The sequence below is a fragment of the Lysobacter antibioticus genome, from assembly GCF_001442535.1.
Taxonomy (GTDB): domain Bacteria; phylum Pseudomonadota; class Gammaproteobacteria; order Xanthomonadales; family Xanthomonadaceae; genus Lysobacter; species Lysobacter antibioticus.
The window spans coordinates 2,410,839-2,434,484 of the sequence record NZ_CP013141.1; the positions used below are offsets into that span (position 1 = coordinate 2,410,839).

A 23,646-nucleotide genomic window follows, 5' to 3' on the forward strand; every position below is an offset into this window, starting at 1 on the left:
CGCTGGTGATCGGCTGCGGCCGCCAGGCTGCGCTCGCCACCCGGCTGCTGCGCGGCGACGGCTGCGCGGCGGTGCAGATCCTCGACCCGCGCATCTCGCCGAAGCATTGGGACTTGGTGATCGCGCCCGAGCACGACGGTCTGCACGGCGGCAACGTCATCACCCTGCTCGGCAGCCTGAACCCGGTCGACGACCTGTGGTTGGCCGGCGCACGCAGCGCCTTCCCCGCGTTCGGCGCCCTGCCCGGGCCGCGCACCGCTCTGCTGCTCGGCGGCCCGAGCGCGCACGCGAAATTCGACCAGGCCGCGTTCGACGTGTTGGCGACGCAGCTGCAGACCCTGCTCGAACGCGAGTCCGGCAGCCTGCTGGCGACCACCTCGCGACGCACCCCGGTCGAGATCCGCGCGCGCCTGCGTCAGCGCCTGGCGCGGTTGCCGCGCGTTTCCTGGTACGAGCCCGGCGAGGGCGCCAACCCCTATCCCGGCCTGCTCGGCTGGGCCGACCGCATCGTCTGCACCGCCGACTCGGTCAACATGCTGTCGGAAGCCGCGGCCACGCGCGTGCCGGTGTTCGCCTTCGGCATCGAGCGCGTAGACGGCCGCCCCGGCCGTTTCGTCGACAGTCTGCTCAGCCTCGGCCGCGTGCGCCCCTTCGACCAACGCTTGTCGGCCTATCCGGTGACGCCGTTGCGCGAGACCGCGCGGGTAGCGCAGGAAGTCCGGCAACGGCTGGGTCTGCGCGACTGACCCTTCGGCCGACGGCCGCGCCTAGCGGGCCTGGCGCGGGTTGGCGAAGCTGCCGATGAAACGCAGCTCGTTGTAGAAGCGGCCCGGCTGCTCCTCGTGGAAGCTGCAGTGGTCGTAGAAGTACAGCGCATTGCCTTCGACCACGCCGAGCTCATGACAGCGCGCCAGGATCGCGCGCTCGGTCTGCGGCGTATGCGTGCCGACTTCCAACACCAAGGTCTCTACCGGTACCGGCCGATGCCCGGCGGTGGCATAGGCGATGAAGAAATCCGCATCGAGAAAATCGCAGCCGAAGTCGCGGTGCGCGGGGCAACCGGAGCCGCTCGCTTCCATACCGTCGAGATAGCGTTCGAACGCCTGCGGCGATTGCGTGGTCGTGCCCATCCACACCGAGATCATGCCGCGCGCGGTGTCGTCGATCATGCCGGCGGCATGCTCATGCGGTTTCGCGCAGGCCGTGCGCCTGCATCGCCGTGGAAATAGCGGCGCGCGAGGCGGCGATCGCCTCGGTCTCGACCACGCGGCGCGGACGGCGGTCGAGGGTGCATTCCAGGCCTGCCGCCAACAAGGTCGTATGCGCGACGCGCAGCGAAGCGGCCTGGGTGTCGTCGAAGGCGCCGCTGCGGCGCGCCGCCTCGATCAAGCCGGCCGAGTCGCGCGGCGACAACAACGCGCGCTCGCGCACCGAATCGCGCAACACCAGGTATTGCAGCAGGAACTCCAGATCGACCAGGCCGCCCTCGCCCTGCTTCAGGTCGAAGTAAGCGGCTTCGCTGCGGTCGAGCTCGGCGCGCATCTTCAGGCGCATCTTGGCGACGTCGTCGCGCAACTTGGCCGCGTCGCGCTCGCGCGCCAGGGTGCGTTCGCGTACCGCCTCGAAACGCTCGTGCAGGCCGCCATCGCCGGCGACGAAGCGCGCACGCACCAGAGCCTGATGCTCCCAGGTCCAGGCGCGCTCGTATTGGTACTCGCTGAAGCTCGCCAGCGAGGACACCAGCAGGCCCTTGGCGCCGTCCGGGCGCAGGCGCACATCGACGTCGAACAAACGCCCGGCCGCGGTGACCGCAGCGAGCAGGGCGACGATCTTCTGCGCCAGGCGCGCGAACCAGCGCCCGGCGTCGAGCGGACGCGCGCCGTCGGACTGCGCCCCGCCTTCGATCGCCGGCGCGTCGTAGAGAAACACCAGGTCGAGATCGGAACCGAAGCCGAGTTCCTCGCCGCCGAGGCTGCCGTAGCCGAGCACGGCGAAACGCGCGCCGGGCACGCGACCGTGCGCGCTCGCCACTTCCTGCTCGGCCAAGGCGAGGATGCGCATGACCACGCCGTCGGCGAGCCAGGCGAGCTGGCGCGCGCTCTGCTCGGCGCTCTGGCGGCCGTCGCGCAAGGCCATCGCGATGCGGAAACTCAGCGACTGCCGCACTTCGTTGAGCGCCTGCAGGGTCGCCTCGGCATCGTCGCCGCCGTCGACTTCGGCGCTGGCCGCCTGCAGTTCCTCGCGCCCCGGCAAGGGGCCGACCACGCGCGCATCGAGCAACTCATCGAGCAACAGCGGATGCGAAGCCAGGCGCTCGGCCAACAAGGCGCTGCGCGACACCGCCTCGACCAGGCGCGACAACGCCGCCGGTTGCTCATCGAGCAAGGCCAGGTAGGCGCTGCGGCGCAGCACGTTGTGCAACAAGGCGAGCAGGCGCTTGAGCGCGAGCATCGGCTGCGACGAGGTCGCCGCGCCCTGCAGCAGCGCCGGCAACACCCGGTCCAGGCGCGTACGCGCCGCATCCGACAAACCGCGCACGCCGGGGCTGCGGGCGAAATCGCGCAGCGCGCCGTCGGCATCGGCGGCGGCCTCGAAGCCGGCCTCGGCCAGGGTCTCGGCGTCGCCGGACTCGGGCAGCGCGCGCCAGTACGCGGTCAGGGCATCGGGCGCGGCGCGGCGCCGACGCGGCGCCAGCAAGGCCTCGAATTCGCCGGTCACGCGTTCGCGCCAACGCTCCAGCTCGCTCGACAGCGTCTCCCAATCCGGATAACCCAGGCCGACGGCGATGCGCAGGCGGTCGCTATCGGCCGCCGGCAAGGCATGGGTCTGGGCATCGCGCAGCATCTGCAGGCGGTTCTCCAGCCGGCGCAGGAAGCGATAGGCCTCGGCCAACGATTCGCCGGTCTCCTCGGCGATCTGGCGCAGCGCGATCAACTCGCGCAACGCCGGCAACAAACGGCGCCCGCGCAATTCGGCTTCGCGGCCGCCGCGGATCAGCTGCAGGGCCTGCACCAGGAATTCGATCTCGCGGATGCCGCCGGGACCACGCTTGATGTCGTCGGCGAGCTCCTTGCGCGCGACCTCGGCGCTGATCGCCGCCTTCATCGCGCGCAAACCGTCGAGCGCGCCGAAGTCGAGATAACGCCGATACACGAACGGCCGCAGCGCATCCAGGAAGCGCTCGCCGGCCTCGATGTCGCCGGCCACCGGGCGCGCCTTCTGCCAGGCGTAACGCTCCCAGTCGCGGCCTTCGCGCTGGAAATACTGCTCCATCGCCGCGAACGACCAGGCCACGCGACCGGCGTTGCCGTAAGGGCGCAGACGCAGGTCGACGCGGTGGCAAAAGCCGTCGGCGGTGATCTCGTCGAGCAAGCGCGCCAGTTGCTGGCCGAGCTTGGCGAAATAGGCCTCGGCGTCGAGCGCGCGCGCGGCGTCGCGGCCGTCGAACTCGGTGCTGCCGTCGTGCTCGTAGGCATAGACCAGATCGACGTCGGAACTGAAATTCAGTTCGCCGCCACCGAGTTTGCCCAGGCCGAACACGACCAGGCGCACGCGTTCGCCGTCGCGGGTGCGCACCGCACCGTGGCGGCGTTCGAACTCGTCCTCCAGCGCGCTCAGCGCGATCCGCAGGCAGATCTCGGCCAGGCGGGTGCTGCCCTCCAAGGTGTCCTCGACCCGGTCCAGGCCGAGCGTGTCGCGCCAGATCAGCCGCGTCGAACCGGCCGCGCGGTAGCGGCGCAGGCGTGCGCCCCAGTCGGCGCGGAACTCGGCGTCGAGCGAGGGCGGCGGCGGTTCGGCGGCGCCGTCGTCGCCACCGAGTGCGAGCAGCAAGGCCGGTTGCCGGACCAAAGTATCGATGGCGAAGTCGCTGACCGCGGCGACGCGCGCCACCCGCGCGGCCAGTCCGGCATCGTCGAGCGCGGCGCGCGCTTGCGGCGAAGCCGCGCGCAAGCGCGTTAGCGCGCGCTCGGCGAGCGCGTGTTCGAGTGCCGGGCCGTCGTGGGGAAGAGTCGAAGAGAAAGACGCAGACATGCGGCGATGATGGCATGCCGTTGCGCGCCATCGGAATCGTGGTGGGTGGGTGAGGAGCTAGGAGCTGGGAGTGAGGAACGAGGAGTGAGGAACGAGATAAACCGCACGCAGCGGCGATGCCCGGTGCCGCGATGCATCGATCGATCGCGAGGCCGATGCCTGCGTTCGGCCGCGTTGTATGCGCCGGCAGTCACCGCGCTCCCGCTTCGCTCTCGTTCGCTGGGTCCGCACGAACTCGATCGGCCGGCGCGGCCGTTCGCCGCAACGCCGAACCCGCCGCAAAACCTTCGGGCATAAAAAAGCCCGCTTCCGGTAGAACCGGTTGCGGGCTTGCTCCCTCCCCCACGTCGGGATGCGGGGCGATCGTGAAGGAAGCGTTATCCCCTTTGCACGCTGCACTGCAAAACAGAACTCGCCAGTTCATTTGAAACACTGAGAACGATTCCCGATACGCATCGGCAAAGCCCGTCGTGGCGCGGATGTTACCGATGACATCGGATTCGTCGCTGTGACCGTAAGCGCGTGGCGTCCTGATTGCCGAAGAAACCTGAATAGGGAAGCCCTGCGCACGCTTGCGCCAAAGGAAGGCCGGCCGCCGGCATGAACAGCGTGGCGCCGCGCTCGCTCGTGAACCGCTTTGTCCTGTCGGCCACGGTCCTGCCGTTGATTTGGCGTGCTCCCCGTATCTATATGGAAGCCACCCGCGTCCACGGAGGAGGCGCTATGCCCCGCAATCAAGCATCCCCCCGCAGCTTGCTGACCACCTGGGCCGCGTGCCTAGTCCTGTCGGCCTGTAGCCATGCCTCATCGCCCCGTTCAAGTACCAACGCACCCCAGGAGGACCCCATGACCGCCGCCACCGGCACTACCCCACTCAGCGGCGACGAGGTCAGCCGCCGCATGCTCAAGCTGATCGGCAGCCTGGCGTCCAATGCCGACCTGACCGCCGAGCACCTGGAGAAGCACACAGGACTGGCCATGCGGCAGGCCGACAGCGGCGACGGCTCGTTCGGCGCCGGCGCCCAGATTCATCCGGACTGGTCGTACAACCTCTACGTCACCCGCCCGGCCGGTTCGCAGAAGAACAAGTTGATCTTCGACTTCGCCCGCACCGGCAACGAGCGCGCGCCGATGACCCCGATCTGCGGCCTCGACTTCGACGCCTATGCCAAGGAACTCAAGGGCATGGGCTTCAGCGACAGCGCTTCGTACGGCGAACACGGCCGCGTCGACCACTGGAATTTCCAGCGCCCGACGCTGTCGCTGCAGGTCTTCATCGAGGGCGAGTCCAACGATTCGCCGGAGAAGATCGGCCATCGCTGCGTCAAGACCATCACCATCGAATAAGGCAGGGAAGCCGTCATGCCGACTCCGACCAGTACCGAGCTGCAAAAGCTGCTCGACGAATTCGCCAAGCAACCCGGCGTCACCGCCGAGGTCACCGCGAACCTCAAGACCACCATCGCCAACTCGCCCACCCTGGCGGCGCAGATCGACGACGCCATCGCCAAGGGCCACTTGAAATCGTTCAAACCGCTGACCGATGCGCATGCCGGCGGCGCCTACAACGGCAAAGAGCAGGCCATGCTGTTGCCGATCAACGGCCTGACCAAGCCGCCGGCGGGCAGTTACAACGCCGGCAACATGACCTTCGTGCTCGGCCATGAAGTGCAGCACGGCTTCTACCGCACCGACCGCGACACCGCGCTCAAGACCTTCGCCACCGAAGCCACCGCACTGGCCAAGACCGTCGCCGACAAGCACGACTACACCGCGACCATCGGCAAGGTCATCCAGGCCGATCGCGACAACGAAGCCAAGGCGCACATCGCCGGCTGGAACGCCCTGGTCGGCAGCGTGCGCGAAGCCAAGCCGACCGCGACCCTGGCCGACGTCTACAACGCCTCGCCCGGCCGCGCCGGCGATTTCATGACCCGCGGCGGCACCGCGCCCAACTTCACCTATGCGCTCAAGGCCGACCTGACCGTCGATGCGAACCTGTCGATGGCGATGAGCGCCGACAACGTCAAGGCGATGGGCAAGTACTACTTCGACATGCCGCCGGCGCAGGCGCGCCTGGGCCACAACGGCAATTCGGATTACGCCAACTACTACGGCGCCGGCTATATCAGTTATGTCAGCCAACTCGAACACGCCCACGGCAAGACCGCGGCCGGCGGCAAGCCCGAGCTGCACGTCAACCTGACCCAGCTCAAGCTCAACGAAAACATCATGGAGCAGAACGGCATCGACCTCGGCGCCAATTCCGCCAATCGTCAGCCCTACTTCGACACCAGCAGTACGCCGCCCAGGGCCGGGCACTTCGACCACACCAAGTCGACCCACACCCACGTCAACATCAACGCCTCGCCGCTGGACCTGCTCAACGAACTGCGCGGCGACCCGCACGCGCACGGCAAAGGCGATCCGCGCCATGCCGAGCATCCCGACCACGCCTTGTTCCGCGGCATCCTCGACAAGGTCAACGGCGAGTTCAACAAGCACGGCGGCAGCGTGTCCGAACGCGACGCCGACCGCATCGCCGCCGGCCTGACCCTGGAGAGCAAGCGCAACCAGCTCACTCCGGATCACGTCGTGCTGAGCGTCGATCCGGCCACCAAGGAAGTCGGCAAGACCGCATTCCTGGTGCAGGGCGACCTCGCCAGCCCCACCCATACCCGCGTCAGCGTGGCGACCGATCGCACCGCGCCGGCGGAAGAATCCTTCCGCCAGCTCGAAGCCTTGAACCAGGCCCAGGCGCCGGCCCAGCAGGCCGCGCAAGCGCAGCAACCAACCGCATCGCGAGCGACCCCCGCACTGTAAACAACAGCACCAGCACCGCGGCGATTCAGACCGCCGGCGCGCAAGGCGCCGGCGGTCCACCGAGACACCTTCCAGTGCCGACCCGGCACTTCACCGTAGTGCCACCAGGAACCCAAGCATGGACCGCAATTCCCAGACCTCGGCTGTGAATGCGCAACGCTGGCCGACACCGCGAGCGCGACCTCTCGCTCTCGCCTGCCTGCTCGCTGCTGCCCCCCTGACCCTCTGCGCGCAGGACGACGCACCGCGCGAGCTCGACCAACCGGTGATGGCGCGCATGCTGCGCTCGGGCGACGCTAAAACGCCTTCGATGCTGTTGACCCAAAGCGGCCCGCAACCGCTGGACACCCACGAAGCGATCCTCGACCTGCGCATTACCTACACCATGTCGAATATCTGGAACCCGCAGCACAACCGCTTCGACAAGGTCAAACTGCGTTCGTACCAGAGCCCCGGCACCGACCCCTCGGTGCCGTTCGTAGCGCCGACCATCGTCACTTCGCCCGGCGAAACCGTGCGCGTGCGTCTCGACAACGCCCTGCCGCCGGAACAATGCGGCTCCTCGGGCATCAACGTGCCGCACTGCTTCAACTCGACCAACCTGCACTCGCACGGCCTGTGGGTCAGCCCCACCGGCAACAGCGACAACGTGCTGCTGACCCTGCGTCCCGGGGTGAAGTTCGAGTACGAATACAACCTGCCCGCCGATCATCCGGCCGGCACCTTCTGGTACCACCCGCACCTGCACGGCTCTACCGCGCTGCAAGTCTCCAGCGGCATGGCCGGCGCCCTGCTGGTGCGCGGCAATCGCCTGCCTTCGGCCAACCGCAACGGCGACCTGGACACCTTGCTGCGCGACCCGGGCGGCACGCCCTACCCCGAGCGCGTGCTGCTGTTCCAGCAGGTCGCCTATGCCTGCCGCGGCGCACCGACGCCCACCGATCCGCTCGGCAAGATCAAGACCGACCCTGCCACCGGCGCCTGGGTCTGCAATCCCGACGACGTCGGCGGCCTCGAGGCCTACGATCAGTTCGGCTTCACCGCCGACGGCAAGAACCTGTGGAACGTCTCCGGCCGCTACACCAGCATCAACGGCGAAGTGCTGCCGACCTTCTTCGGCCTGGTCGCCGGCCGCGCCGAACGCTGGCGCCTGCTGCACGCCGGCGTGCGCAACACCATCAACCTGCAACTGCGCGCGGTACGCGCGGGCGCCGCCAGCATCGAGGGCCTGTCCGGAACGGCGCTCGACGGCTGGGTGACCCAGAACTGCACCGGCCCGTTGCTGCCGCAGTTCGAGGTCGCCGCCGACGGCCTGAGCCATGCCCAGGCGATCGAGAAAGGCGAAAACATCCTGCAGCCCGGCTACCGCAGCGATGCCCTGGTGGTGTTCCCGCAGGGCGGCCGGTACTGCGTGATCGACGGTGCCGCACCGCCCGGCGGCAGCATCACCAACGCCGCCGAGGACCGGCAATTGCTCGGCCTGGCCAATGTGGCCGCCGGCAGTGCCCCTCCGGTCAACGACATCCGCGCCTATTTGACCCAGAACCTGATCACCTCGGCGAAGTACCTGATGCCGGAGGATATCCGCGCCAAGGTCGTCGCCGACCTCAGCGACCGCCTGCGCTTGAATGCGTTCGTGCCGCACAAGGACATCGCGGCCGGCGAGGTCACCGGCAAGCAGGAACTGGTGTTCGACATCGACACCAAGGCGGTGCCGCTGGAGTACAAGGTCAACGGCAAGTCCTACGACCCGAACAGCGCACGCGATCTGGTGCTGGGTAACATCGAGGAATGGACGCTCACCTCGAAGGTCGGCGCCCATCCCTTCCATATCCACGTCAATCCGTTCCAGGTCGTCAGCATCCTCAATCCGCAAGGCGTCGAGGTCAGCGTCACCGGCGAACCCGGCGACTCGCAATACGCCAACACGCAGGGCACCTGGAAGGACACTTTGTTCGTCAAGCCGAACTACAAGTTGTTCGTGCGCACCCGCTACGAACGCTACATCGGCGAGTACGTCCTGCATTGCCACATCCTCGACCACGAGGACCAGGGCATGATGCAGAACGTGCGCATGCTGGTGCCCGACGGCAAGGGTGGCGGCATCGGCAACGCCCACCATTGAGGCAGTGACGACCTCGCGGCGCGAGGCGGATCGCTTCGTGCCGCGATGTCGCGTTTCTTTGTAGGAGCGACGCAAGCCGCGACTGCGCAGTTGCGGCAACCGCGCAGGCGTGGTTTCGCCTGGGGGTTCCGGGCTTCGGGTTGCCGGATGGTATCAATCGCTTCGGTGGGTCGCGGCTTGCGCCGCTCCTACCTCAGGAACATCACCGGCTGCCGCGGGCGGCGAACCGCTTTGGGTAGGAGCGGCGCCAGCTGCGACCGCGCCGCTTCGGCCATGACGCATGTCGCGGCTGGCGCCGCTCCTCCCCAGGAGCGCCATGCGTCATACGCGCCGCACGCGCCGCACGCGCCGCGGCGACGGCCGCTCAAGGCTTCGCGCGCTTCGCATACTCGGCCATGTCGATGCGCAGGATGCGGCGCAGTTCCAGGATCGCCTGCGGGGTCTCCTGCACGCTGTGACCGGAGGGGATCACCTTCTCCGACAAGGCGCCGTCGAGATGCGCGCTGCGGTACGGCACCGCGCCGTCGCTGGACTGCAGCAGCGGCAACTTGAGATCGCGTTGGCCGACGATGGTGTGGTACGGCAGGCCCGATTCGATCGGCAGGTTTTCGGTGCTGCGCATGAACAACGAATTCGGGCTGAGGTCGTCCGGGCCGGTCGGCGGACGGCCCTTGCGGAAACCGATCTTCTGCAACTCGTCCTGGTCCACTTCGTTGCGCTGGGCGAGTTCGGCGGTTTCGCGCAGCACGTCGAACGGCAGCCGGATCAGCTTGCGCACCATCCGCAAGGGCCAACCGTCGGTGACCACAGCGCCGCGATGCGGCGAGGCCAGGAACACCGCGCGCTCGAACTGCGGCATCGCCTTGAACACCGTCAGTTCGCGCACCACCGGCTCGTTGCGCAGGCGCTGCGCGGCGGCCGGGTCGAAGGCCTGCAGGGTCGCATCGAGAACGCGGTCGCCGCTGTCGCTGACCAACAGGCGCGAGATCACCCCCCCCATGCTGTGCCCCACCAGCACCGCATCGCGGCCGGCGACGTCGTCGCCTTCGGGATCGTAGTGGGCGAAAGTCTGGGTCAGGGCCGAGTCGATCGCGGCGCGATTGGACAGGATGCTGAGGTTGGTCGGATAGAACACCTGCCACAGCTGGTAATGCTTGCGCAGGGTTTCGTCGCCGAGCAGTTCGTTGGCGAGGTTGACCCAGGCCTCCGGGCTGCTGGCCAGGCCGTGCACCAATACGATCACGCGCTTGTCGGGGTCGTAGGGCTGGTTGAGATAGATGCGCGGCTTGAACGCGCGCGCCTGCTTCGGCCGCAACAGGCTCGACAGGCTCAACCGCGCCAGCTCCGAACGCGCCAGCCAGATGCCGTAGGCAGCCGAGTAATTCGCCGCCAGCGGCACCTTGCGCCCGGCGATGGTTTCGCTGTCGATGCGGTAAGGGTTATAGACGTCCATGCGCGCGGTGCGGCTGGCCAGCACGGCGTCGAGCCCGCCGTCGCCGTCGAAACGCAGGGTCGCGGTGACCGGCAGGTAGCGGGTGTCGCGGTACGGCGTGTCGGCGGCCTCCGGGTTGCTGCGCGAACGGCGCGGGAACACCGCCACCAGCGCGGTGCCGAAACCGTCGCGGCGATACACCGCGCGCAGGTTGTCGAAACCCAGGGTGTCCGATGCGAGCAGGGCTTCCGGTTGCTGGGTCAGCTCGGTGGCTTCGTAACCGTGCAGGGCGATGCTCAGTTCGAGCCCGCCGACTTGCAGCGGCGTCGCCCCGATCTGGCCGCGGCTGGCCTCGAATGCGGCTTGCGCGACGACGTCGATGGCGCGGTTGTAGAAACGCAGCACGCGCTCCTGGCGCGCCTCGAACACGCGTTGCTCGGGCGTGCGGGGGCTCAGGAACAGATAGGCGTAGGCATAACGCGCGGTCTCGATCGCCGCGCGCGTGCGCAGGTCGCTGTCGACGTCGGGCGCGGCGACGGCGCTCAGCTCGCTCTTGGGCGGCTCGGCGCGCTTCGCCATCCCGGCGCTCTCGGCGGCCTTGGTCACCGTCGCGGGCGCGGCGTTCATGCGCAGCAATTGCAGCTCCGCCGCGGTCGCCAGCCAGTCTTCGACCGGCGCCAGCGGCCGCAGTTGCGCAATGCAGGGGTCGGGCTCGCGCGCGCACTGCTCCGAGTCGAGGCCGGCCGAGCCCAGCGCGGTTGCCGCCGAGGTGCTCAGGCGCCCGCCGCTGAGCGCGTCGACGTTGCGTTCGACCGCGACATCGCCGAAGGCGCGTTCCTTGACCTTGACCACGGCGCAGCCGCTGCCGCCGAGTAGCACCAGTCCCGCCAACAAGCCGACCAAACCACGCATGTCCTATCCACCGGGCGAAAACCGTTGGCATTGTCGAGCGCGCCCGCTCCGGCGTAAATACCGGCGCGCCTTCACGCCCAGCCCGCCAGGGCGTTTCCCGTATCGACTCCTCCGCTTTCTGTCTTGCGCGCACGAGGCGCCCCGCCATGCATCCGCTCGGAAATCCCGCAGAGTCAGGCCAGCCCGAACTGCACGTCCAGCACATCGCCTGCGCCAACAACGCCGCGTTCGTGCTGCGTTTCATCATCCAGCGCCTGGACGGCGACCGGGTGATCAGCCAGGCCCCGACCGGCCGCGGATTCGCGGCCGGGCAGACCCGCAGCGTCGACTTGTCCGCGCTGCGCTTTCACGGTCAGACGCTGGACGTGGGCGACCGCGTGCGCATCCGCGCGCGCGCGATGGGCGGAACGCGCCGCGACGGTCCGTCGGTGGCCTATGCGCCCAACGGCCATACCGCGACCTTCAGCGTGCGCGGCACCACCTTGAGTTTCACGATCAACCGCATCTGAGGCATCCGCCCATGACCGCGTCGCACGCGCTGGAAGGTCAAGCCACCGATTGGCTGCGCGACAGCGAGAATCTGCTGGTTCGCTTCGGTCTCAACGACGCCGACGCCGACGCCCGCCATCGCAATCGCGGCGCGCAGGCGCATATGTTCACCGACGCGCGCTTGCCGCATCTCGCGCCCGATCGCGTATTTCCGAATTTGGTCGCGGTAAGCCGCGGCGCGGCGCTGTCGATCCAGATCCGCGCGCGCTCGCGCGGGCCGTTGGGCTTCGGTTTCCGCATCGCCACCGGCGCCGATCCGGTGGTGGATCGTCTCTACGCGGTCCACCGCGCCGACGCCTTGGGCTATCGCAGCGTCACCGTGCGCCGGTTCCAGCACGAAGCGAGCCTGATCACCGTCGACCTGATGCGCGCGCGGCTCGGCCATTCGCACCGCCTGGACGCGCTGCAACAGCTGTGGACCTGCGACATCACCACCTGGGACGTGCATCAGTTTCTCGATCCGATCAGCGCGCGCGTCTATACCCGCAACAACCCGCGCTTCCCGCCGACCCCGCCGGCCGGGCCGGTGGACACCCGGCGCGGCAGCGCGCGGGACGCTGCCGGAGGCCCCGCGCTGCAGGTCAACGCCGGGGTTATCTGGGCCGACGGCAGCGCCGAGCAGACCTTCGAACGCATCCAGGTGCAGGCCGAGGCCGATCCGGATCGGGAGTTCTCCGGCCGGCTGCGCGTGCATTTTTTCGTCGTCGATCCGGATTGAACGGCCGCGCGTCGCGCCTGCCGTATCGCACAACCGAGGGCTGAGCATGCTCGTCACCATCGCATTCGCCGGCGACTCCGACCGCAACCTGGTCCTGCGCTTGGAGCCGGACACGTCCTTGCGCCAGATTCGCGAACAACTCGCGGCGCTGGACGCGATGGCGCCGGGGGATCGCTTCCAGTTCGGCAATGCGCGCCTGGACCCGTCGATCGAGGCCGACACCAAACTCAAGGAATTGATCAGCGAGGACGGCGTGCTGACCGTGCGTCCCGCGCCGCGCGCGCCGGAACCCGAGCCGGAGCCGGAGCCGGAGCCGGAACCAGAACCGGAACCCGAACCCGAGCCGCCGCCCGCGCGCCCGGCGCTGCGCCCGACCGCGCCCACCGCGCGGCCTACCGAAGCGAGTTGGGGATTGCGCGGCGAAGACGAAACGCCGGACCTGCTGGCGCATCTGCAAGCCCAGATGGCCGGATTCAACGTACGCACGCCGGACGATTTCACCGCGCTGCCGCTGGCGACGGTGCAGGCGCTGTTCGCCGCGCACAGGCTCGACCGCGGCCTGCGTTTCGGCCCCGATCCGAACGACGTCTTGTTCGGCGCGCGCGCGCCGCGTTCGCCGGTGGTGTACCGGCATCCTCAGCGGCCGCCGCATTCGGGCGGGGTCTCGTTCACCTCCAGTTGGACCATCAGCGCCACCGCCAGCCGGGTGCTGCACGCGTTGCACACGCGCAGCATCCACAACGCCAACGCCGGCGGCGGCGTCAACGGCTTCGGTCTGGCCGCGGATTTCCGTCGCGATCTCGAACGCCTGCAGCGCAACGAAGTCACCGCGATCCATCTGGTCGACGAGATGATCGTGCCCAAGGTCGTGCTGATGCTGGATCCCGACACCGACCTGGAGGTCGCGCCCGAACTGGTCGAAGCGGTCGACCGCGCGCTGGCGACACCCGGCCGGGCCGGGCAATACGAAGCGCTGCACGAACGCGTGTTCGCCAACTTCGGCTATTTCTTCCCGTGCGAGGCGCTGCTCGGCGGCACCCGCATGCGCTCGCTCAGTACGATCAGCGAAGACCTGCAAGAGCAGGAGCAACTGCTGTCGGGCTTCGGTTTCGGCGCCGCCGCGAAGGACGCGCCCACCCGTTTCGGTCCGGCCAGCGGCGACATCGGTTACGCGCGCGGCGACAGCCGGCTGTCCGAGCATCGCCACATCCGCCAGTTGCGCCAGCAGAGCATCCGCACCGTCGGCGGGCATCCGGCGCAGGGCCTGTCGGACGAAATGGCGCTGAAATGGACGGCCGGACTGGATGCGGTGGAGCTGTGGGCCACCATCGGCCATCGCCGGCTGGTGCCGATCCTGCGCTTCCTGCCGCCCCGGCAACGCGACCGCTGCGTCAGCGTGATCGATCAGTTCGCCCGCTCCGGCGCCGGCGCGCGCTACACCGTGCTGGACATGGCCGCTTACGTGATGCCGTTCAATCGCGATTTTCTCGGCGCGATCCTGTAGCTCGCATCGACATAAAAAAACCCCGCCTTTCGGCGGGGTTTTCGCGGTGCTTACGGCGATCGGGGGATCAGAAATCCATGCCGCCCATGCCGCCCATACCACCGCCGCCCGGCATCGCCGGCTCGTCCTTCTTCGGCAGCTCGGCGACCATCGCTTCGGTCGTGATCATCAGACCGGCGATCGACGCGGCGTTCTGCAGCGCGGTGCGGGTGACCTTGGTCGGGTCCAGGATGCCGAACTCGAGCATGTCGCCGTATTCGCCGTTGGCGGCGTTGTAACCGAACGCGCCCTTGCCTTCCTGGACCTTGTTCAGGATGACCGACGGCTCTTCGCCGGCGTTGGTGACGATTTCGCGCAGCGGGGCTTCCATCGCGCGCAGGGCGATCTGGATGCCGTGGTTCTGGTCTTCGTTGGCGCCCTTCAGGCCCGAGATCGCAGCCTTGGCGCGCAGCAGCGCGACGCCGCCGCCCGGGACGATGCCTTCTTCCACGGCAGCGCGGGTAGCGTGCAGCGCGTCTTCGACGCGAGCCTTCTTTTCCTTCATCTCGATCTCGGTCGATGCGCCGACCTTGATCACCGCCACGCCGCCGGCCAGCTTGGCCACGCGCTCCTGCAGCTTCTCGCGGTCGTAGTCCGAAGAGGTCTCTTCGATCTGCGCCTTGATCTGCTTGATGCGGGCCTGGATCGAATCGCCGTCGCCGGCGCCGTCGATGATGGTGGTGTTCTCCTTGGAGACCTGCACCTTCTTCGCGCGGCCGAGATCCTTGATCGTGGCCTTTTCGAGCTGCAGGCCGACTTCCTCGGAGATCACGGTGCCGCCGGTCAGCACGGCCATGTCTTCCAGCATCGCCTTGCGACGGTCGCCGAAGCCCGGCGCCTTGACGGCGCAGACCTTGACGATGCCGCGGATGGTGTTGACCACCAGGGTCGCCAGCGCTTCGCCTTCGACTTCCTCGGCGACGATCAGCAGCGGCTTACCGGCCTTGGCGACGCCTTCCAGCACCGGCAGCAGGTCGCGGACGTTGGAGATCTTCTTGTCGTACAGCAGCACGAACGGGTCGTCGAGCTCGGCCGACATCGACTGCTGGTTGTTGATGAAGTACGGCGACAGGTAGCCGCGGTCGAACTGCATGCCCTCGACGACGTCGAGTTCGTTCTCAAGGCCCGAACCGTCTTCGACGGTGATCACGCCTTCCTTGCCGACCTTGTCCATCGCCTGGGCGATGAGGTCGCCGATGTCGGCGTCGGAGTTGGCGGAGATCGCGCCGACCTGGGCGATTTCCTTGCTGGTCGAGGACGGCTTGGAGAGCTTCTTCAGCTCGGCCACGGCCTCGATCACGGCCTTGTCGATGCCGCGCTTGAGGTCCATCGGGTTCATGCCGGCGGCAACGGCCTTCATGCCTTCGCGGATCAGCGCCTGGGCCAGCACGGTCGCGGTGGTGGTGCCGTCGCCGGCGTTGTCGGAGGTCTTGGAAGCGACTTCCTTGACCATCTGCGCGCCCATGTTCTCGAACTTGTCGGACAGCTCGATTTCCTTGGCGACGGACACGCCGTCCTTGGTGATCGTCGGCGCGCCGAAGCTCTTCTCGAGCACGACGTTACGGCCCTTCGGGCCGAGGGTGGCCTTCACGGCATTGGCGAGAATGTTGACGCCGCGCACCATCTTGGCGCGCGCGTCCTCACCGAAACGAATTTCTTTAGCGGACATGGTTGGAACTCCGGGAATAGGGAATGGGGAATAGGGAATCGAGAGAGCGCATTACGGAGTCGGGACGGAAACCCGGGAGGCAGCGCAAGCGCTTGCCGATTCCCGATCCCCTGTTCCCGACTCCCGCCCGATCAGCCGACGATCGCGAGGACGTCGTCTTCCTTGAGGATTTTGTATTCGACGCCGTCCTGCTTGTAGGAGCTGCCCGAGTACTGGCCGTAGATGACCTTGTCGCCGACCTTGAGCTTCGGCGCGCGCACGCTGCCGTTGTCCAGGGCCTTGCCTTCGCCGATGGCGACGACTTCACCCTTGGTCGACTTTTCCTTGGCGGCGTCGGGGATGATGATTCCGCCGGCCGAGATTTCGTCGGCTTCGATCGGCTTGACCACAACGCGGTCGTAAAGCGGCTTGAGATTCATGGCAACCCTCTGTAAGTGCTTGAATGGGTGGAGAAAGGACGGGAATTTTAGCAGTCGCCCCCGGAGAGTGCCAACGCCGGGGACAAAAGCGCCCGGACGAACCGGGACTGCACGCTAAATGAGGCGGTCCCGGGAGCCTTTCAAGGGGTGGGCGACGAAATCCTGGCACCGGTCGATGACAGGCCGGGGGGCGGGCCCGCTCGGGCAGCCGTCCTCGGCCCGAGCGCTCAGGTCCCCAGTCGCTTCTGATAGGCGGCCGGGGTGGCGCCGAGGCTGCGCCGGAACATGGCGATGAAGGCGCTGACGCTGTCGTAGCCCAGGTCCAGGGCGATCGCGGTGACCGCATCGCCGGCGGCGAGGCGCTCCAGCGCCCGCATCAAGCGCGCGCGCTGCCGCCATTGCAGCAGGCTTTGGCCGGTCTGCGCGGCGAAGCGCCGGCTCAGGCTGCGCTCGGACAGGTGCGCGAACTCGGCCCAGTCGGCCAGGCTGCGCGGGTCGGCCGGATCGTCGGCCAGGGCCTGGGCGACGCGCAGCAGGCGCGGATCGGACGGCATCGGCAAGCCGATCGGCCGCTGCGCCGGGTCCGCGAGCCCGCTCAGTGCGAACCCGCCCAGAGCGGGCCCGGCCGGAGCGATCTCGTCGAGCAGCACCTGGGCGAGCCGGGTCTGGGCCGGATCCAGGGGCGCCGCGTCCGGCCATTGCGCGGCGCGCGCGACCGCCTCGCGCAACAGGCCGGACACGCGCAGGGCGCAGGCCCGGGCCGGCAGCGCTGCGCAGGCGGACCCGGCGACGTAGACGCTCCAGCCGGAGAAAGCGGCGCCGTGCGAGCGCAGCGAATGCTCGGCCTGCGGCGGCACCCACACCGCGTCGGTGGCCGGCACGACCCAGCGCCCCTGCGCGGTGCCGACCGTCAGCAGGCCGCGGTGCGCACCGAACAATTGCCCGCGCGCATGCCGATGCGCCGCGGTGTCGCGCACGCCGGCGCTGGTCATCGTCACCGCGATCACCACCGGTCCGTCGGCGGAATCGGCGCGGAGCGCGGCGAGCAGAGGGTCGGACATTGGCTGGAACGCGCTATCGAATGGCCGGGGCAACGTAGCAGAGCGCCGGCGCCGAACCCAGCATGGTCGCCTCATCCCGAACGGAGCCGCGCCATGCGAGCCGAAGACTTGTTGCCCGACCATCTCGACCACACCCGCATCGACGGCGTCCTCGTCCGCAAAGGATCGGTCGGTGCGTTTCTCGCCAATGCGCGGGTATGGTCGGATGGCGATGCCGATGCGCGTGCGCAGGCCGAACGGCATATCGTCGAGGCGCTGCCGGCCTTGCGCGCGTTGGGTCTGTTCGAGGTGTTGGAGATTCGCGACCCACGGTTGCGCGTGTTGGTTGCGAGGCTTGGGTGAGGATGGCGGTAACGCAGGCCGACCGAGGTTTCGTCGCACCTGAGGATTCGCGGTCGCGGCTTGCGCCGCTCCTACCCAAGAGCAGCGACGTTGCTTTAAGGGTAGGAGCGGCGCGAGCCGCGACCGTGATCGCTCCGCCTGCCGCGTCACTGCGGTGCCCGACATTCCACGCCGACCATGACTTCCCTGCCGCGCGCCGCACCGCGCCGCGTCCTAGACTGCAGCCATCCCCGCCATAGCCAGGACCGCCGCATGTCATCCGTGACCTCACCGAAACAGATCGCCGCTTCGCTGACCGAGTTCTGGTCGCCGCGCGTGGTCGCCGAAGTCGACGACGCCTACATCAAGGTCGCCCGTGTGCAGGGGCAGTTGGCCTGGCACAGCCATGCCGACGAGGACGAGTTGTTCCTCGTACTCAAGGGCCGGCTGGTGATCGAGATGGAAGACCGCAAGGTCGAACTCGGCGAGGGCGAGATGTTCGTCGTGCCCAAGGGCGTGCGCCACAACCCCATCGCCGACGAGGAATGCCATCTGATGCTGATCGAGCGCAAGACCACCCTGCACACCGGCGACGTGGTCACCGACAAGACCCGTTCGCTCGACGAGCAACTGCGCCCCTTGGGCTGAGCCGGCGCAACCAGGGCTATCGACGAGATGACCCGCGAGCGCGATGACCTGGCAACCGAGGCGTCATCGATGGACGCATCACCGCTCGATCGCGGTTGCCGCTACCGATGCTCACGGCCGCTCCGGCCGGACGATTCGGTGTCGACGCCGAAGACCCGACGCCATAAAAGAAAAGAGCGCGTCCCGTGGAACGCGCTCTTTGGTGCGGAGATGGCCTGTCCTCTGCATGGCGCTATCCGGCGCCCTCCCCCCGAACCGACCTCTTGTCTTTCCGAAGTCCTTATCGGCGTGCGGCCATATTCCAAAGTCCACGCTACGGTTGCTAGGGAGCGCGACCGGAAATTACGCTACTTTCGGTAGCGCTCATGATTGCTTATCGGCCTAAGTCATTGTAATAAATAGACCTACTGATACGACACGACAGCGTAAACGCACTGGCTGATGCGACTATCGATCACCTGGTGACTATCAGTAGCTGAACGTGTGATATCGGCCTCAAACCTGTCAGGAACTGTCATATGACGCCGCAACAGCGCATCCGCCTCGCCCGCCGTCACGCCGGACTATCACAAGCCGCGCTCGGGGCCGCGGTCGGGGTGCAACGCAGCGCGGTCGGTCATTGGGAGTCGGCGCAAAGCAAATTCCCGAGCGTCGCCCACCTGCGCGAACTGGCCCTGGTGACCGGGGTGCAGTTCGAGTGGCTGGCGACCGGGCGCGGCAAGATGAGCCTGTCGCTGGACACGGCGATGGACTCGGTCGCCGCGGCGGAGGCCTTGCTGATCGACGACCCGCTGGAATTGCGCCTGATCCTGGCCTTCCGCGAGGCGCCCACACGCGCCAAGGCACCGCTGGTCGAAGTCGTCGAACAGATGGCCGAACTGCGCACCGGCCGGCCGGCGCGCTCGGTCGCCGGCGGCGGCAAGCGCACAACGACCTGAGAAGCCCGTCGCAAGTCCGGGCGCGAACCGTGACGCAGGGCAGCGGGCGATGTCATAAACCCCGACTAGACTCGACCGGATGCGCCCGGGGAGGGTGCATCGACCGCGTCGTTCCGCACGCACGCGTCGTCAATACATAAGGAGCCGTTCGATGCCGATGTCCGTTCGTGGCCGATCCACCGCCCTGCACTGTTCACACCCCGCACGCCCTCACCCCGCAAGTCCGCGCCCCGCCCTGCCGCGCCAAGCCGCGCGCCTGGCCCTGGCGGTCTGCGCCCTGTTGCCGTCGCTGGCCTCGGCCGCCGTCTTCATCAACGAATTCCATTACGACGATGCGACCTCCGCCGGCGATGTCGGCGAGCGCATCGAGATCGTCGCGACCGCCGGCGAAACGCTGAGCAACTACCGCGTCTATCTGTACAACGGCAGCTCGCCCTCGTCGGCGGTGACCTACGACAACGACCTCGTGCCGGCCGGCAGCGTCGTCACCTGCGGCGGCAGCGTGCGCATCGCGACGCTGAGCTATCCCACCAACGGCATCCAGAACGGTTCCAACGACGGCTTCGCGCTGGTCGACGGCAGCGGCAACGTGGTCCAGTTCCTGAGCTACGAAGGCCAGATCACCGCCAGCGGCGGCCCCGCCTCGGGCCGCACCAGCACCAACCTGCCGGTGTCGGAGTCCGGTTCGACAGCGGCCGGCACCTCGCTGCAGCTGTCGGGCAGCGGCAGCGCCTACTCGCAGTTCGCCTGGCAGAACTCGGCGACCCAGACCTTCGGCGCCTGCAACAACGGCCAGAGCTTCACCACCTCGACGCCGAACACGCCGCCGAGCGTGACCTCGACCACGCCGAGCAACGGCGCGAGCAATTTCCCGGCCGCCGGCGACCTGATCGCGAACTTCAGCGAAGCGGTGACCCTGGCCAGCGGCGCGCTGACCCTGCAGTGCGCGACCTCCGGCACGGTCGCCCTGACCTATCCGTCCAGCGGCACCGCCATCACCGCCTCCACCGGCACCGCCCTGCACGCCGGCGAAAGCTGCACCTTCACGGTCGTGGCCAGCCAGGTCAGCGACGCCGGCGGCGCGCATCCGGCGGCCAACACCGTCGCCAACTTCACCGTCCTCAGCGGCGGCGGTGGCGGCACCGGCTATTACTCGCACGTCAACACCAGCAGCGCCAGCCAGCTGCGTTGCTCGCTGCACGCGACGATCAAGGGCCACACCGTCTATCCGTACAGCGGCGGCACCACCAACGCCTGGACGATCCTGGAAATCGCCGACGAAGATCCCAACAACGCCGGCCGCATCCTCGACGCTTACAAGAACCGCAGCTTCGTCAAGGTCACCGACCGCGCCGGCAGCGGCAGCGGCGTGAAGTACAACCGCGAACACACCTGGCCGAACTCGCTCGGCTTCGGTTCGGCCACCGGTAATCTCGGCCTGCCGTACGCGCCCTACACCGACACCCACATGCTGTACCTCACCGATGCCGGCTATAACGCCGACCGCGGCAACAAGCCCTTCGCCGACTGCTCGCTGTCGAGCGGTTGCGGCGAGCGCGTCACCGAGGTCAACAACGGCAGCGGCGGCGGCAGCGGCGTGTATCCGGGCAACTCGAACTGGTTCAAGACGCCCGACGGCAACGCCGGTTCGTTCCAGGTCTGGGGCAAGCGCAAGGGCGACATGGCGCGCGCGGTGCTGTACATGGCCATCCGCTACGAAGGCGGCACCGATCCGAACAACGGCCAGAGCGAACCGGACCTGGAGCTGACCGACGACCGCAGCAAGATCGTCATCACCTCCTCCTCGCCGGCCTACATGGGTCTGTTGACCACGCTGCTGTCGTGGCACCAGGCCGACCCGCCGGATGCCGCCGAACTGGCGCGCAACGAAGTGATCTTCAGCTTCCAGGGCAACCGCAACCCCTTCATCGATCACCCGGAGTGGGCCACCGCCTCGCTGTTCAACTCGGCCAAGCCGGCGAGCTGCCAGCTGATTCCCTGATCGCGACCTAACAGGCAACGACGAACGCCCGCTTCTGCGGGCGTTCGTTTTTCTGGGGAACAGAAATCGCAGTGCCTGGCAGAACGCTTGCTTGCACTACCCGGTATTGACCGTGTGGCCGTATGGGTCGCAACCCGCCTACCGTCATCCCCGCGCAGGCGGGGGTGAATGGATGCGCTTGCGAGCCACCGGCTCGCGCATCCATGAACGCCAGGGCGCGGTGCGCCCTGGCCGGGCCGTCGAGACCTCAAGTGTCCTCGCACGAAAGTCCGGTGGATTTCCGCGCGGAGCTTACGAAGCTCAATCGAACACCACCACCGGCTTGCCGATCTCGCGCGCGCCGGCCATCGAAGCGATCGCCGCGGCGCCGTCGTCGAAACCGTAGCGCGCGCCGACCACCGGCTCGATGCGATGCCGTTCGACATCGGCCAGAAAGCCCTCGAAATCGCGCAGGCTGCCCACGCTGATGCCATGGATGTTGAGCTGGCGCGCCATGATCGGGCCGATCAGATTGCCCTCGACCTGCATGCCGTGCAGGAAGCCGATCACCGCGATGTGGGCGTTGTCGGCGGCCGCCTGCAACAGTTCGAGGAACTGCGGGCCGCCGACCACGTCGACGATGCCGTCGACGCCGCGGCCGTCGGTGAGTTCGCGCACCGCCGCGACCAGATCGGGACGTTGCCGATAATCGATCACCGCGCGCGCTCCGAGCGCGCGCAGACGCTCGGCCTTGCCGGCATCGCTGGTGGTCGCGATCACCTCGGCGCCGCGCGCGACCGCGAGTTGCAAAGCCATCAGGGACACGCTGCCGGTGCCCTGCACCAGCACGCTGGCGCCGGGGCGCAGTTGCATGCGTTGCAGCGCGCTCCAGGCGGTGAGGCCGGACACCGGCAAGGTCGAAGCCGCTTCGTCGCCAAGGAATTCCGGCGCACGCACGATGGCATCGGCCGACAGCACGACCTGCCGCGCGAGCCAGCCATCCAGCGGGCCGCCGAGTTTGCTGAGGTGGTTCGCCGACTTGAACGGCCCGTCGATCCAGCCGGTGGTGTAGTGGCCGAGCACGCGATCGCCGGGCGCGAAGCCCTCGACGCCGTCGCCGACCGCCTCGATGCGGCCGACCCCGTCGGACAGCGGCACGAACGGCCGCGGCAGTTCCGGCTGATAGCGGCCGGTGGCCAGGGCGTAATCGCGGTAATTGACCGAGGCCGCGGCGACGCGGATCCGGACTTGGCCCGGGCCGGGCTGGGGTTCGGCCAAGTCGACGCGGCGCAGGCTGTCGAGGCTGTGACCCTGGAGTTGGTAGGCATCCATCGTGGTTCTCCGTTGCCGGTCCGCGGACCGGCCGGGGGGGGATGCCCAGACTATTGTTGAGTCACTTGCTGATATAGGATCGCGATGGCAACTCATCATTGAGGATGTCTCAACAATGATCGGCGGGCTCTATTCCGAACTCGAGGCCTTCGAGGCCATCCTCCAGCACGGCAGCTTCACCGCCGCGGCCAGGCAACTGCAGGTCACGCCGGGGGCGATCACCCGCCGGCTCAACACCCTGGAGGCCCGGCTCGGCGCCAAGCTGCTGAACCGTTCGACCCGGCGGCTGAGCCTGACCGAGTCCGGACGCAACTACTACGCCCAAGTCGCACCGGCGTTGGCGCAGATCCTCGCCGCCGGCGAACGCGTGCACGACCTGTCGGCGCAGCCGCGCGGCGAACTGCGGGTATCGCTGCCGATGAATTTCGGCCGTTTGTACGTGATGCCGCACGTCGAGGCCTTCCTGCAGCGCTGGCCCGGCATCGACCTGGACCTGCAGTTCGACGACCGCTTCGTCGACCTGATCGGCGCCGGCTTCGACGCCGCGATCCGCATCGGCGCGCTCAGCGATTCGCGCCTGGTCGCGCGCCGCATCGCGCAGACGCGGCGGATTCTGGTGGCCTCGCCCGATTACCTGGCGCGGCACGGCGCACCGAGCACGCCAGCCGAACTGATCGACCATGACTGCCTGCACTACACCTTGTTCCGCGACACCCCGACCTGGGAATTCCACCGCGAGCGCGAACCGCTGCGCGTACCGGTGCGGGGCCGCTTGAAAGCGAACTACGGCGTGCCGCTGGTCGATGCCGCCGTGCACGGCCGCGGCATCCTGCAGACCGCGACCTTCGCCGTCGCCGATGAGCTCGCCAGCGGACGCCTGGTCGAAGTAATGCCGGACTGGAGCCTGCTGCCGATCGGCATCTATGCCGTGTACCCGAGCCGCGACTACCGGCCGCGCAAGGTCGAGGCCTTCATCGACTTCGTCGAAGCGACGATCGGCGAGCCGGCGGTGTGGGACCGGGTGATTGCCGGGCGCGAATGATGGCTGAGCCCCGCGGGATCGTTTCGGACAGAGCAAATCCCCCGCGCTGAGGTTCTGCATCGGCATCGAATCTACGCCGGGCGCTCGCCCCCTTCGTCGAA

19 protein-coding genes are annotated in these 23,646 nt (G+C 68.1%); 12 read left to right on the forward strand and 7 right to left on the reverse strand.

The annotated features are described in order from the left end of the window. Positions 1 to 5: 5 nt before the first annotated feature. Positions 6 to 746 (forward strand): mitochondrial fission ELM1 family protein, encoded by a 741-nt coding sequence (locus GLA29479_RS09755; RefSeq protein ID WP_425599980.1) that lies wholly within the window; start codon positions 6 to 8, stop codon positions 744 to 746. 21 nt (positions 747 to 767) lie between these two features. Here GLA29479_RS09755 and GLA29479_RS09760 read toward each other — a convergent pair whose 3' ends face one another. After that, the gene (locus GLA29479_RS09760) at positions 768 to 1,169 is read right to left on the reverse strand and encodes an immunity 22 family protein (protein ID WP_057919136.1); all 402 of its coding nucleotides are present in this window, start codon (positions 1,167 to 1,169) and stop codon (positions 768 to 770) included. A 13-nt stretch (positions 1,170 to 1,182) separates the two neighbouring features. Beyond that, the gene (gene glnE / locus GLA29479_RS09765) at positions 1,183 to 4,032 is read right to left on the reverse strand and encodes a bifunctional [glutamate--ammonia ligase]-adenylyl-L-tyrosine phosphorylase/[glutamate--ammonia-ligase] adenylyltransferase (RefSeq protein WP_057971461.1); all 2,850 of its coding nucleotides are present in this window, start codon (positions 4,030 to 4,032) and stop codon (positions 1,183 to 1,185) included. A gap of 846 nt (positions 4,033 to 4,878) precedes the next feature. Here glnE and GLA29479_RS09770 point away from each other — a divergent pair. The 3 genes from GLA29479_RS09770 to GLA29479_RS09780 all read left to right on the forward strand — a co-directional run bounded on the left by GLA29479_RS09770 (position 4,879) and on the right by GLA29479_RS09780 (position 8,980). After that, entirely contained in the window at positions 4,879 to 5,379 is a 501-nt protein-coding gene (locus GLA29479_RS09770) for a hypothetical protein (RefSeq protein WP_057971462.1), read from the forward strand. A gap of 15 nt (positions 5,380 to 5,394) precedes the next feature. Next, a complete protein-coding gene (locus tag GLA29479_RS09775; protein WP_057971463.1) occupies positions 5,395 to 6,855 on the forward strand; it encodes an XVIPCD domain-containing protein in 1,461 nt (486 codons plus the stop codon). A gap of 118 nt (positions 6,856 to 6,973) precedes the next feature. Further along, the gene (locus GLA29479_RS09780) at positions 6,974 to 8,980 is read left to right on the forward strand and encodes a multicopper oxidase family protein (protein ID WP_057971464.1); all 2,007 of its coding nucleotides are present in this window, start codon (positions 6,974 to 6,976) and stop codon (positions 8,978 to 8,980) included. A gap of 364 nt (positions 8,981 to 9,344) precedes the next feature. Here GLA29479_RS09780 and GLA29479_RS09785 read toward each other — a convergent pair whose 3' ends face one another. Continuing rightward, positions 9,345 to 11,324, reverse strand: a complete 1,980-nt coding sequence (locus GLA29479_RS09785) for an esterase/lipase family protein (RefSeq protein WP_057971465.1) — start codon at positions 11,322 to 11,324, stop codon at positions 9,345 to 9,347. 146 nt (positions 11,325 to 11,470) lie between these two features. On the opposite strand from GLA29479_RS09785, the gene GLA29479_RS09790 reads away from it, so the two are divergent. From GLA29479_RS09790 to GLA29479_RS09800, 3 genes are read left to right on the forward strand one after another with little or no spacing between them, the layout of a single operon-like run. After that, positions 11,471 to 11,833: a hypothetical protein gene (locus tag GLA29479_RS09790; protein WP_057919141.1), complete on the forward strand. Its 363-nt coding sequence runs from the start codon at positions 11,471 to 11,473 to the stop codon at positions 11,831 to 11,833. A gap of 11 nt (positions 11,834 to 11,844) precedes the next feature. Next, positions 11,845 to 12,591, forward strand: a complete 747-nt coding sequence (locus GLA29479_RS09795) for a hypothetical protein (protein WP_057971466.1) — start codon at positions 11,845 to 11,847, stop codon at positions 12,589 to 12,591. Positions 12,592 to 12,637: 46 nt separating this feature from the next. Next, on the forward strand, positions 12,638 to 14,095 hold the full coding sequence (locus GLA29479_RS09800) for a hypothetical protein (protein WP_057971467.1): 1,458 nt from the start codon (positions 12,638 to 12,640) through the stop codon (positions 14,093 to 14,095). Between the two features lie 67 nt (positions 14,096 to 14,162). Here GLA29479_RS09800 and groL read toward each other — a convergent pair whose 3' ends face one another. From groL to GLA29479_RS09815, 3 genes are all read right to left on the reverse strand, one after another. Next, a complete protein-coding gene (groL, locus tag GLA29479_RS09805; protein WP_057971468.1) occupies positions 14,163 to 15,803 on the reverse strand; it encodes a chaperonin GroEL in 1,641 nt (546 codons plus the stop codon). Between the two features lie 131 nt (positions 15,804 to 15,934). Continuing rightward, on the reverse strand, positions 15,935 to 16,222 hold the full coding sequence (locus GLA29479_RS09810) for a co-chaperone GroES (RefSeq protein WP_031370299.1): 288 nt from the start codon (positions 16,220 to 16,222) through the stop codon (positions 15,935 to 15,937). 227 nt (positions 16,223 to 16,449) lie between these two features. Continuing rightward, positions 16,450 to 17,283, reverse strand: a complete 834-nt coding sequence (locus GLA29479_RS09815) for an AraC family transcriptional regulator (protein ID WP_057971469.1) — start codon at positions 17,281 to 17,283, stop codon at positions 16,450 to 16,452. A gap of 93 nt (positions 17,284 to 17,376) precedes the next feature. Between GLA29479_RS09815 and GLA29479_RS09820 the strand changes: the two genes are divergently transcribed. The 4 genes from GLA29479_RS09820 (at position 17,377) to GLA29479_RS09835 (ending at position 21,192) form a co-directional block, all read left to right on the forward strand. Beyond that, the gene (locus GLA29479_RS09820; RefSeq protein WP_057919146.1) at positions 17,377 to 17,625 is read left to right on the forward strand and encodes a hypothetical protein; all 249 of its coding nucleotides are present in this window, start codon (positions 17,377 to 17,379) and stop codon (positions 17,623 to 17,625) included. A 252-nt stretch (positions 17,626 to 17,877) separates the two neighbouring features. Further along, positions 17,878 to 18,252 carry a cupin domain-containing protein gene (locus GLA29479_RS09825; RefSeq protein ID WP_031370296.1) on the forward strand — a complete coding sequence of 125 codons (375 nt, stop codon included), beginning with the start codon at positions 17,878 to 17,880 and terminating at the stop codon, positions 18,250 to 18,252. Between the two features lie 518 nt (positions 18,253 to 18,770). Next, a complete protein-coding gene (locus GLA29479_RS09830; RefSeq protein WP_051884311.1) occupies positions 18,771 to 19,190 on the forward strand; it encodes a helix-turn-helix transcriptional regulator in 420 nt (139 codons plus the stop codon). Positions 19,191 to 19,341: 151 nt separating this feature from the next. Then, positions 19,342 to 21,192 carry an endonuclease gene (locus tag GLA29479_RS09835; protein ID WP_248842824.1) on the forward strand — a complete coding sequence of 617 codons (1,851 nt, stop codon included), beginning with the start codon at positions 19,342 to 19,344 and terminating at the stop codon, positions 21,190 to 21,192. Between the two features lie 300 nt (positions 21,193 to 21,492). Here the strand turns inward: GLA29479_RS09835 and GLA29479_RS09840 are convergent, their stop codons facing one another. After that, a complete protein-coding gene (locus tag GLA29479_RS09840; RefSeq protein WP_057971470.1) occupies positions 21,493 to 22,503 on the reverse strand; it encodes a zinc-dependent alcohol dehydrogenase family protein in 1,011 nt (336 codons plus the stop codon). Between the two features lie 115 nt (positions 22,504 to 22,618). Here GLA29479_RS09840 and GLA29479_RS09845 point away from each other — a divergent pair, with 115 nt between their 5' ends. Next, positions 22,619 to 23,545 (forward strand): LysR family transcriptional regulator, encoded by a 927-nt coding sequence (locus GLA29479_RS09845; RefSeq protein ID WP_057971471.1) that lies wholly within the window; start codon positions 22,619 to 22,621, stop codon positions 23,543 to 23,545. Positions 23,546 to 23,646: the final 101 nt, after the last annotated feature.